Source organism: Cytobacillus sp. NCCP-133, from assembly GCF_026011715.1.
In the GTDB taxonomy this organism is placed as follows: domain Bacteria; phylum Bacillota; class Bacilli; order Bacillales; family Cytobacillaceae; genus Cytobacillus.
In genome coordinates this window covers 1-11,187 of sequence record NZ_BRVM01000041.1, presented here as the reverse complement: position 1 = coordinate 11,187, position 11,187 = coordinate 1, and the positions used below count along the sequence as shown (strand labels likewise).

The window sequence follows — 11,187 nt, the reverse complement described above, 5'->3', positions numbered from 1 at the left end:
GGCTTTATGCAAACTTTATTCTTCTTATGCAGACTTTTTTCTTATTCTGCAAACTTTATTTTGTTTTAACACAATTATTTTTATATAAATTTCCGCTTACTCCACAGTAACCGACTTAGCCAGATTACGCGGCTTATCTACGTCACACTCACGGTGCAGCGCAGCATAGTAAGAAATTAATTGTAATGGTATTACAGAGATAAGAGGGGTTAATAACTCGTTCACTTCCGGGATGATAAAACTGTCTTCTTCTGTTTCCAGCCCTTTCATGGAAATGATGCAAGGATTTGCTCCGCGGGCAGCTACCTCTTTTACGTTGCCGCGTATGCTTAAGTTCACACTTTCTTGAGTTGCCAGGGCAATGATTGGCGTCCCATTCTCGATTAGAGCAATTGTTCCATGCTTCAATTCTCCGCCTGCAAAGCCTTCAGCTTGGATATAAGAAATCTCTTTCAGCTTGAGCGCGCCTTCTAGACCAACATAGAAATCAATTCCGCGGCCAATGAAGAACGCATTGCGTGTAGTTGAAAGGAATTTGCTTGCAATATCTTCAAACTCTTCCTTTGAGTCACATAGAACTTCCATTGCATTTGCTACAATGCCAAGCTCCTGAACAAGGTTGAAGCCCAGTTCTAACCCGCGGCTCTTCGCTGTAACTTCTGCAAGGATGGATAATACAGCAATCTGGGCTGTATAAGCCTTTGTAGAAGCTACGGCAATTTCAGGGCCTGCATGAAGCAATAAAGTATAGTCAGCTTCACGGGATAGTGTTGAACCTGGTACGTTTGTAATCGTTAACGCCTTATGGCCCATTTCCTTTACACTTACAAGCACAGCACGGCTGTCTGCTGTTTCGCCGCTTTGAGAGATAAAGATAAATAGCGGCTTTTTTGAAAGCAATGGCATATTGTAGCCAAATTCACTTGAAATGTGAACTTCAACTGGAATTTCCGCAATTTTTTCAATGAATTGCTTTCCAACCAGTCCTGCATGATAAGAAGTACCAGCCGCGATGATATAAATACGGTCAGCATTGTTCATTGCCTCAACGATTTCCTGGTCGATTGTCAGCTCTTCATTATCACCTTGATACTTCTGGATGATTTTGCGCATCACTAAAGGCTGTTCATCGATTTCTTTTAGCATGTAGTGAGGATATGTTCCTTTTTCAATATCGCTTGCATCCAACTCAGCAGTATACGGATCACGGCTGATTTCCTCGCCATTCAATGTCTGAATCTTAACTTCTTCTTTCGTAACAATAACGATTTCTTTGTCCATCAGTTCAACATATTGATCTGTAACTTGAAGCATCGCCATTGCATCCGAAGCGACAACATTGAATGTTTCACCTAATCCAACCAGAAGGGGACTTTTATTCTTTGCAACAAAAATCGTTTCATTGTTTTCTGCATCCAAAAGGGCGATGGCATATGAGCCTTTTAAATGTGTCAGTGTTTTGCGGAACGCTTCCTCAGCAGTAAATCCTTCGTTCACGAATAAATCGATCAGTTGAACGATGATTTCCGTATCTGTATCACTTTTAAGGGCAACTCCCTGCAAATATTCGCGCTTTAAGATGTCATAGTTCTCAATTACGCCATTATGAACAAGTGTGAAGCGTCCGGAATTACTTTGATGAGGGTGAGCATTCACTGTGCTTGGCACTCCATGAGTCGCCCAGCGAGTGTGTCCAATTCCCGTGTTCGCCATCACATCTTCATCTACAATATTGCGAAGATCCGCAATACGGCCTTTTTCTTTGAAAACCTGAACGCCATTATCATTCATAACTGCGATACCAGCTGAATCATATCCTCTATATTCAAGCTTTTCCAAGCCTTTTAATAAAATTTCTTTCGAATCCTGATTTCCAATATAACCAACGATCCCACACATACTTCTTTTCCTCCTAATAATGAAGGGGCAAGAAGCCTTTTTGGGGCAGACTTGCCCCTTATCTCTGTTTTATTATAAATTTGAGTTCGATGTTTAGCTGCAATGCCTAGAGGCTCTCTGATCTGATCTAATCCAATTCCTTCCAAAATAAAAGAACACCTTCTTACAGGAATCGTCTTATTGCTCGAGGGCCGCAGGACAAGTAATGCTTCGTCAGTATTACATCGCACGACCAAAAGCACTAGCTTTTGGGAGGATGCGGGTCATTCAGACGCTGCCACAGAACATGGCGCTTTTTGTCTGCAATCCGCTTTTCTAATTAGCATTCCCTTCTCTTTGTCCATTCAGTTGCCCAAATGTTTTAAAGAAGAAATTTTCGGTTGTGCTTTCAACCGGGAGGCATCCGCCGATCATTCGATAAACCTCCTCCTCGTCAACTAATCCTTTACGTTCAGAATCAGTTCAGGCGCTTATAAATGTAAAATTTTTCTGCCCACCTTTCTATGCTTGAATAAAAAGTTTTTCCATTTTTAATTCAAAAACAGGATTATCATACATCATACTGAAACAATCCGTCAATAGATAAATACAGGAAGCATCCCATCCGTACAGTTGGGTATTCCCCGCTGCTGGCACTGTAAACCTTCCATATATTAAAAATATGCATAAGGGGGTTAATGAGTTCCCTTATGCATATCTGTATGTCTTATTCTTTTAATCCCATTTCCCTCTCTACAACTGCAGCAATGCGGTCTACATGAGACGCACATATTTCACCTGTTGGCGCTTCTGCCATTACACGGACAAGCGGCTCTGTACCGGAAGGACGGACAAGAATCCGGCCGTTTCCGTTCATTTCTTCTTCAACTTGTGCAATGACTTCTTTCACTTTTTCATTGTCTGTAACGTGGTATTTATCTGTTACACGGATGTTCACAAGCTTCTGCGGGAATTTTTTCATTTCGTTAGCAAGCTCAGATAATGGCTTTTTGGTTACCTTCATGATGTTAACAAGCTGAAGGCCTGTCAGGAGTCCATCCCCAGTTGTGATGTAGTCTAGAAAAATGATATGGCCTGACTGTTCTCCGCCAAGGTTGTAGCCTTTCTTCTTCATTTCTTCCACAACATATCGGTCGCCTACAGCTGTCTGAACACTTTCGATCCCGTTAGCTTCCAGCCCTTTATAGAAGCCAAGATTGCTCATTACAGTCGAAACCACTGTGTTTTGCTTAAGCCTTCCCTGCTCTTTCATGTATTTTCCACAAATATACATGATCTGGTCACCATCAACAATATCACCATTTTCATCAATCGCAATCAAACGGTCACCGTCTCCATCAAAAGCCAGCCCTACATCTGCTTCTTTTTCCTTTACAAACGCAGAAAGTGCCTCAGGATGAGTAGATCCCACCCCTTCATTAATGTTCAATCCGTTAGGAGAAGCTCCCATCATGGATAAATCCGCATCCAAATCGGCAAATAGGTGCGTTGCCAGCGGGGAAGTGGCACCATGTGCACAATCCAGCGCAATATGTATGCCAGAGAAGTCCTCATCAACAGTTTGCTTTAAATATTGAAGATATTTCTGTCCGCCTTCAAAGTAATCATTCACTTGCCCAAGATTGCTGCCGATCGGTCTTGGCAGCTGATCCTCAGGCATATCCATTAATTTTTCAATCTCTGCTTCCTGTTCATCGGATAATTTGAATCCGTCAGTGCCAAAGAACTTAATCCCGTTATCTTCTACCGGATTGTGGGAAGCCGAAATCATTACACCTGCTTCAGCGCCAAGGGCTTTCGTTAAATACGCAACGCCCGGAGTGGAAATAACACCGAGGCGCATCACTTCTGCCCCAATGGACAATAGCCCTGCTACTAATGCACCTTCAAGCATATGGCCCGATATACGCGTGTCACGTCCAATTAATACCTTTGGCCGGTCATGGTCTTTCGTTAAAACATATCCTCCAAAACGGCCCAGCTTAAAAGCCAGCTCCGGTGTTAATTCACTATTTGCAACTCCGCGTACTCCATCTGTACCGAAATATTTACCCATTTTGTAATCGCTCCTTCTTACTATAAAAAATACTCTATATTAAGCTTCTTCTTTTTGCGTAATTGATATGGTCGCTTTTCCTGTGCCAGGTTTTGCGTCCACCCCAGAAGGACCATCGACGCTGATCGGCACCTCATGTTCACCCTCACCAAGGTCTGCGAGGCTCAAGTAAACATTAAAGTCAGCCGCTTTGAGACTTTGGATTGTACTGCTGCTTCCGGTAACCGTAATACTTGTCCTTCCTGAAGCAGGTGTTTTAAGGACAGCTTCATACTCTTCGGCTAAGCCGGCAAAGCTGATAGGAATGTTTGACAAGGTTTTTGTTTCCTCTTGTTCCTGTCCCTGTGTTTCATCTGCAGGCTTTTCAGCACTTTCCTCTTCGTCTGTTTTTTCCTCTTTGTTCACGTCAACTGACGCCTTCACTGTTTTAGGATCTACCGCAGAAATGCCATCCGGGATAATAACCGGCAAGGTGAGCACGGTATCTTCCTGAATCCTGCTGACATCCACCTCTACCCTAACACTTTCAGTCTCACCTAAAATATCTTCCCGCCCTGATATGGAAGCCTCGTTCACATCAAGTTCAATAGCATTAATCGTAATCCCATCTTGAGGATTTCCTTTCCGGACGATCGTAACGGGAACCGTCTTGCTTAGCTGCTTAACCGGAACTGTTACTTGAATCACTTGCGGTTCTACAATAACATCAAGTTTATTCATTTCACGATCCAATACCCTGACAGTTGCATTTTCAATAATTGTCTCTGTAATTGGCCCTTTGACATCTAAGGTAGCTTTAACAAAACTGATCCGTTCGATAATTTCTTTTGCTCCGGTGATTTTTACCGTCTTTGGTTCTGCATATGCCGCTTCGGCCGTATAACCCTCACCAAGCAGGCCATTATTAAATTCCGCATCCACTTTAAATTCCTGGGTCACTTTTTCATGGACTGTCACATCTGCATATTGCGGATTGATCGTCACATCAAGTTTATCTGAAATATCGCGGATCTTAATTTCAACTCTTTGAGAGCCAATTTCAGCATCCGTCAAATCTGCATATACTTCAAAGTTCTGCAGTTTTTTAGCTTGCTCCAGGTGGCTTTTTGGGCCTTCTATACTCAAATCAACTGTTTCTGGAATACCGGTGACGACCAGGTTTTCTGTATCATAGTAGCTTTTCACCGGGACATCTTCAATTACTTCTGAATCCTGCTGGCCAGGAACGTTAGTAACCTTTAATTCCTGATCTGCATCATATACTGAATCAAATAAAAATAGTGCCAGGATTAGTGCGACAATTTTCATGAACCAGCGGGTATCTACCAATTTATCTATTAACTTATCCATTCTTTTTCCCCCTCCAGTTCCAGCGGCCTGAAGAAGTCTGCTTAATCTTCTGATGAAAAAGCAATTCATTTGAAAGCATTTCTTTAAAAGCTGCTGCTTTTAAATCACGGTGCAGCTCCCCGTTTTTGGTTAAGGAAACACTTCCCGTTTCCTCCGAAACAATGATGGTGATACTGTCGGTTACTTCGCTTATTCCTAAAGCAGCCCTATGCCTGGTGCCCAGCTCTTTAGAGATGAATGGACTCTCCGACAGCGGTAAATAGCAGGCTGCTGCCGCCACACAATTCTTTTGAATGATAACGGCTCCGTCATGAAGAGGTGTATTGGGAATAAATATATTTATCAGCAGCTCAGATGAAATCTTGGAATCCAGCTGAATGCCCGTTTCAACATAGTCACCCATTCCGGTATCCCGCTCAACTGAAATAAGCGCTCCAATGCGGCGTTTAGCCATATAATCCACTGCCTTGGCAATGGATTCAATCAGCTTCTCCTGATTTTCCTCCTCCTGATTACCCGTCCTTGAGAAGAATCTTCCTCGTCCCAATTGTTCAAGTGCTCTTCTCAGCTCCGGCTGGAAAATAATAATGATGGCCAGAAATCCCCAAAGAAGCACCTGTTCCATCATCCATCCTAATGTTTGCAGGTGAAACTTGTCGCTTGCTACTTTAACCAGGATAATGACAAAAATCCCCTTCAGCAATTGGACAGCCTTCGTTCCTTTGACAATCATTATAAGTTTATAGATGACGTACCAAACAAGGAGAATGTCTATTGTATTAGCCAACAATTTCAAAATAGAGAAATCTGCAAACGACATTGTCCTTCCTCCAAATATATATTTCAAAGCAAGTTGCTTAAAGTTTAAAATCGTTTATATATGTAACTTTCATATTATATCATATTTAAACCCATTTCCAATTTTGAGACAACGCATAAATAACTGGAAAATTAAATTTTACTGAACTATTAAGAATCCCTGCACAAAAATGGCAGGGATTCTTTCTGTTATAAACGCTATTTTTCTTTATCGGTATCTTTATCATCAGCATCAAAGACATTGATGATTTCTTTTGATGCGTTTTTAATATGGAACCAGATCCATTCGAATATGGCATTCACTTCTTCTATTTCTCCGGTTACTTTGCCGGCTGAAGCCATATATTGCTCTCCATTAATGACTTCTCCATTGATGACTGTGACATCGCCATCTATCTCACCATGAATCTCTAGCTTCCCATTCTTTACGACTACATCGCCTTTAACAACTTCTCCTTCAGGAACAATAACCTTATCATTCTGGACGACAAGATTTGGCTGTTTGGAGACCGATAACTGGTGATCCTGATCCCAGGAAGAGATCAGACTGCCCATCATTAAAATAAGGAATAGAGATGCTGCTGTTAAAAGCGGATGCTGCCTAAACCATCGCTGGACACCTACTTTGTGTCTTTCCTTTGGAAGTTTTGCCATTACACTTGCTGTAAAATGATCCGGGGCCTGTATATGTGATGTGCTTTGTACTAGAGCTATCGTCTTTTTCAATTCATGGAAATGGTTTTGGCACTCCTTGCAATTTTGCAGATGTGCTCTTAGTTCCTTTTCATGTTCGGCTGAGATCTCTTCATCTAAATACTCATGCATATAAAGAATAATTTCTGCTGGACATTTCAAAGTTCTCACCCTCTTTATTAAACATATCGTAATTGATTCCTAAGTGCTTCCCTGCCCCGGTGAATCCGGGTTTTTACCGTACCCAAAGGAAGATCCAGCGTTTCACTGATCTCATTTAACGATAACTCTTCGATATACTTCAGAACGATAACCAAACGGTACTTTTCAGGCAGCTTGGATATCTCTCTTTGAATGATTTCCTGCAGCTCCAAGCTTTCTACGTCTTCTTCTGGAAGCCTTGTATCAGAAGGAATCTGTGAGTACATATTTAAACCATCTGTTCCTGCTACCTCGGCGTCCAAGTAATAATCCGGCTTTTTCTTCCTGATCCTGTCTATGCAGAGATTTGTTGCAATTCGATATAGCCAAGTGGAAAATTTCAACTCAATGTTAAAGCTGCTGATATTCACATATGCCCTTAAAAAAGCTTCTTGTGCAATATCTTCCGCTTCATGCCTGTTTCCCAGCATCCTATAACAAATTTGAAAAACCTTATCTTTATATATTTCAACTACTTCAGCATAGGCATCCTGGTCACCTTTTAATACTTGCTTGATCCTCTTCTTTACGACTGTCTCCATTTTTTTACCTCCGCTTCACTGCGGCTAATCGATAATACGAATCGATAGCGGAAAAGGTTTCATTTTTTTTGGCTTCCTTCTCATAGATTGTTGTTTTTGCTAATGAATTTAACTCGTTGATTTCAGCACGAGGCACTTGCTTTCCGCGGGGAGAAACAAATTCCCTCGACGCTCTGCGTCTGATGGGTCTCCCGCTCCCTCTCCCCTGCAGGACATTGAATAATATTCCTCGAATCAACACCGCACGAAGAAAATGCGAATGCATTTTCGAGGATCAAGTACCCTCTGCACCAATCAACTCAGCAAACTTAACTAAGTTATTGAAAAGCAACACACTTTACGAAAACTACCTTTTTTTAAAAAACATTCATTTTCTATATTAACAAATATTTACTTATTCTGGTTTAAAAAAGTTCTATCAGGGGTATAAAAGTACTAAAATCATGGAAAAGGGTTGGTAACGGTGTCTGTCAAGGAATTATTAAGAGCGATTGAGGATTGCCGATCAGAGATGATCCAGCTGGCAGCAGCTAATTCTTATACAAACCTCCGAGTGGTAGAAACCAGCAGCAAACTTGATCAACTTTTAAATAAATATTACACACTTTCAGCAAAGAAATGAGCAGAACCGATAGAACGGTTCTGCTCATTTTTCTTGAAGTTTATTAAAGAAGCTTTTCTCCAAATAGTGAACCCATGAGTGCTACAGCTACAGTTGCTGTTTTATTTTTATCATCCAGTATTGGATTAACTTCCACAAATTCAGCAGAAGTGATAATTTGTGCTTCAGCAAGCATTTCCATCGCTAAGTGACTCTCGCGATAGCTTATTCCGCCTATCACAGGAGTTCCTACACCTGGCGCATCATGAGGATCTAAACCATCCAGATCCAATGAAAGATGGACACCATCGGTCTTTTGATCTCTTAAATATGTAATAGATTCCTCCATAACCTTTGTCATGCCAAGACGATCAACTTCATGCATCGTATAAACTTTGATGCCTTTCTCTCTAATAAGCTCTCTTTCTCCTTCATCTAAAGATCTGGCACCAATAATAACAATGTTTTCAGGCTTTACCTTTGGACCATATCCGCCAACATTTGTTAATAGCGGATGGCCAATTCCAAGGCTTATTGCAAGAGGCATACCATGAATGTTTCCTGATGGCGAGGTTTCCCCCGTGTTTAAATCTGCATGGGCATCATACCATATTACCCCGAGATTTTCATAATGCTTGGATACACCAGCTAAAGTACCTATAGCGATACTATGGTCACCGCCAAGAACTAACGGAAATGCTCCTGCTTGAACGGCATTACCTACTTCCTCAGCAAGCTTTTCTGTCTTCTCAGCAATTAAATCCAAGTTTCTAAGATTGGAGTCTGGATCAACCTGAACTTCCGGACGTCCAATAGCAATGTCACCCTGATCATGAATTTCCTCAAATAAGTGTTTTAGTCGTTCATTAATCCCAGCATAGCGAATGGCACTAGGTCCCATGTCCACGCCGCGTCTCATCTGCCCTAAATCCATAGGCATGCCAATTATCGATAATTTCTGTCTTTTCATAATCTGTATCCTCCCTTTCCCTTTATACTAATATTTTAACCGCTTTCAAACGTATGACTCAACTCGACAAAATCATGCATATATATGCGACTGAGAGGAGAGAGGCCCTTTATGGATCAGCATTATACTTAAGCCTTTCACCTTTTATAGCGTAATAAACTAAGGAATTTAGCGAATAAATCTTAAATATCTTAAACAAAAGGCTAAAAGAACTAACAAATAAATTCGGAAAATTTACAAATAAATATTTTTGGGAACTTTTTTAGCAAGGGTTGGTTTAGACTTTTAACATCTATTACTTTTAGAGAAGCTTTGTCTGTTTACACTATCCAATCTTAATAGAACTAACTACTCCGCTTTAAATAACTCTTTTAGCATGAAAAGATTAATAAAACAAAAAATCCTTAAGCCAGCTGGCTTAAGGATTTACTATTATGTAAGTTTTGGTGGAGCCTAGCGGGATCGAACCGCTGACCTCCTGCGTGCAAAGCAGGCGCTCTCCCAGCTGAGCTAAGGCCCCATTGGAGCGGAAGACGGGATTCGAACCTACGACCCCCACCTTGGCAAGGTGATGTTCTACCACTGAACTACTTCCGCAAATTCATAAATATGGCCTTCAGGAATCGATTCCCAAGGCCTGTGTTACTGAAAATATGAGCCATGAAGGACTCGAACCTTCGACCCTCTGATTAAAAGTCAGATGCTCTACCGACTGAGCTAATGGCTCAAAATAATAATATTTTCTAAATCTTAATACTGCTAAGTCAGATGTTCCAATGCCCTGCGTGCTTTGTTACAGATTGCTATTCGGTGAAGAATTGCTAAGATGCTGCAATCTGCTCTAACGACTAAGTTAATAACTCGGAAATAAATTGTTGCCTAAACTGGATTTGCAGAGGTGCTCCAAAACCCTTCGGTTTTTGTCGCAGATTGCTACAGCTTGCTATTCACCGATGTTTTGCCCCGATGCTGCAAACTTCCGCAATCCTCTACCGACTGAGCTAATGGCTCAAAATATGGCTGGGCTAGCAGGATTTGAACCTGCGAATGACGGAGTCAAAGTCCGGTGCCTTACCGCTTGGCTATAGCCCATTAATTAACAAAATAAAAAGGACACTTATAGCTTGTCCAGTTTTTGTTATATTTATTAAGGATAGATGGTGGAGGGGGGCAGATTCGAACTGCCGAACCCGAAGGAGCGGATTTACAGTCCGCCGCGTTTAGCCACTTCGCTACCCCTCCATGTTAGGAATGGTGCCGGCGAGAGGACTTGAACCCCCAACCTACTGATTACAAGTCAGTTGCTCTACCAATTGAGCTACACCGGCTAAATATATGGTGGAGGATGACGGGATCGAACCGCCGACCCTCTGCTTGTAAGGCAGATGCTCTCCCAGCTGAGCTAATCCTCCAAAAATGGTGACCCCTACGGGATTCGAACCCGTGTTACCGCCGTGAAAGGGCGGTGTCTTAACCGCTTGACCAAGGGGCCTAAAAATTTTATTGTAATTTTCTAAGAGAGCTTCCAACCGGGCTCGAACCGGTGACCTCTTCCTTACCATGGAAGTGCTCTACCTGCTGAGCTATGGAAGCAACAGCTCATAAGTTCCTATAAGGACATTATGAAAATGGCTCCGCAGGCAGGATTCGAACCTGCGACCGTTCGGTTAACAGCCGAATGCTCTACCACTGAGCTACTGCGGAATAGTGGTATTAAGAAACAGCCCGGCAGCGTCCTACTCTCACAGGGGGACAGCCCCCAATTACCATCGGCGCTGAGAAGCTTAACTTCCGTGTTCGGTATGGGAACGGGTGTGACCTTCTCGCTATCGTCACCAGACTATTTTCAAAGACAAGTATTATTATACCGTCTTTTTAGGATTTTTCAAGAGAAAATTTCATTTTTTTCGTTCCCTCAAAACTAGATAATGCATGAAGAAGTGCTGCCGAGTATTCACCAATACGTTGTCCAGCTCAATTGGTTAAGTCCTCGATCGATTAGTATCAGTCAGCTCCACATGTCGCCACGCTTCCACCTCTGACCTATCAACCTGAT

At 42.0% G+C, this 11,187-nt stretch carries 8 protein-coding genes, 10 tRNA genes and 1 rRNA gene; 1 reads left to right on the top strand and 18 read right to left on the bottom strand.

All coding sequences use genetic code 11. The features are described from left to right. Positions 1-96: 96 nt before the first annotated feature. The 6 genes from glmS to sigW all read right to left on the bottom strand — a co-directional run bounded on the left by glmS (position 97) and on the right by sigW (position 7,560). Entirely contained in the window at positions 97-1,899 is a 1,803-nt protein-coding gene (gene glmS / locus NCCP133_RS21500; protein WP_264807274.1) for a glutamine--fructose-6-phosphate transaminase (isomerizing), read from the bottom strand. A gap of 706 nt (positions 1,900-2,605) precedes the next feature. Then, entirely contained in the window at positions 2,606-3,955 is a 1,350-nt protein-coding gene (gene glmM / locus NCCP133_RS21495; protein ID WP_264807273.1) for a phosphoglucosamine mutase, read from the bottom strand. Positions 3,956-3,994: 39 nt separating this feature from the next. Continuing rightward, positions 3,995-5,305, bottom strand: a complete 1,311-nt coding sequence (locus tag NCCP133_RS21490; protein ID WP_264807272.1) for a CdaR family protein — start codon at positions 5,303-5,305, stop codon at positions 3,995-3,997. Continuing rightward, positions 5,298-6,125, bottom strand: coding sequence for a diadenylate cyclase CdaA (gene cdaA / locus NCCP133_RS21485; protein ID WP_264807271.1), 828 nt, complete (start codon positions 6,123-6,125; stop codon positions 5,298-5,300). Before cdaA ends, NCCP133_RS21490 begins: the two co-directional genes overlap by 8 nt. Positions 6,126-6,322: 197 nt before the next feature. After that, entirely contained in the window at positions 6,323-6,979 is a 657-nt protein-coding gene (locus NCCP133_RS21480) for an anti-sigma factor family protein (RefSeq protein ID WP_264807270.1), read from the bottom strand. A gap of 17 nt (positions 6,980-6,996) precedes the next feature. Continuing rightward, positions 6,997-7,560: an RNA polymerase sigma factor SigW gene (gene sigW, locus NCCP133_RS21475; RefSeq protein WP_264807269.1), complete on the bottom strand. Its 564-nt coding sequence runs from the start codon at positions 7,558-7,560 to the stop codon at positions 6,997-6,999. A 463-nt stretch (positions 7,561-8,023) separates the two neighbouring features. Between sigW and NCCP133_RS21470 the strand changes: the two genes are divergently transcribed. After that, entirely contained in the window at positions 8,024-8,182 is a 159-nt protein-coding gene (locus tag NCCP133_RS21470) for an aspartyl-phosphate phosphatase Spo0E family protein (RefSeq protein WP_264807268.1), read from the top strand. Positions 8,183-8,225: 43 nt separating this feature from the next. Here NCCP133_RS21470 and rocF read toward each other — a convergent pair whose 3' ends face one another. The 12 genes from rocF to rrf all read right to left on the bottom strand — a co-directional run bounded on the left by rocF (position 8,226) and on the right by rrf (position 10,971). After that, positions 8,226-9,131, bottom strand: a complete 906-nt coding sequence (gene rocF, locus NCCP133_RS21465) for an arginase (RefSeq protein ID WP_264807267.1) — start codon at positions 9,129-9,131, stop codon at positions 8,226-8,228. A gap of 444 nt (positions 9,132-9,575) precedes the next feature. Beyond that, a tRNA-Ala gene (locus tag NCCP133_RS21460) sits at positions 9,576-9,651 on the bottom strand. Positions 9,652-9,653: 2 nt separating this feature from the next. Continuing rightward, positions 9,654-9,728: transfer RNA gene (locus NCCP133_RS21455), tRNA-Gly, on the bottom strand. Positions 9,729-9,785: 57 nt separating this feature from the next. Further along, positions 9,786-9,858, bottom strand: a tRNA-Lys gene (locus NCCP133_RS21450). A gap of 290 nt (positions 9,859-10,148) precedes the next feature. Continuing rightward, positions 10,149-10,223 (bottom strand) — tRNA-Gln (locus tag NCCP133_RS21445). A 66-nt stretch (positions 10,224-10,289) separates the two neighbouring features. Further along, a tRNA-Tyr gene (locus NCCP133_RS21440) sits at positions 10,290-10,373 on the bottom strand. A 10-nt stretch (positions 10,374-10,383) separates the two neighbouring features. Beyond that, a tRNA-Thr gene (locus NCCP133_RS21435) sits at positions 10,384-10,459 on the bottom strand. Positions 10,460-10,467: 8 nt separating this feature from the next. Next, positions 10,468-10,543, bottom strand: a tRNA-Val gene (locus NCCP133_RS21430). A 5-nt stretch (positions 10,544-10,548) separates the two neighbouring features. Further along, positions 10,549-10,623 (bottom strand) — tRNA-Glu (locus NCCP133_RS21425). Between the two features lie 28 nt (positions 10,624-10,651). After that, a tRNA-Thr gene (locus NCCP133_RS21420) sits at positions 10,652-10,724 on the bottom strand. Between the two features lie 36 nt (positions 10,725-10,760). Continuing rightward, positions 10,761-10,835, bottom strand: a tRNA-Asn gene (locus tag NCCP133_RS21415). A gap of 19 nt (positions 10,836-10,854) precedes the next feature. Further along, positions 10,855-10,971 (bottom strand): 5S ribosomal RNA (rrf, locus tag NCCP133_RS21410). Between the last annotated feature and the right edge of the window lie 216 nt (positions 10,972-11,187).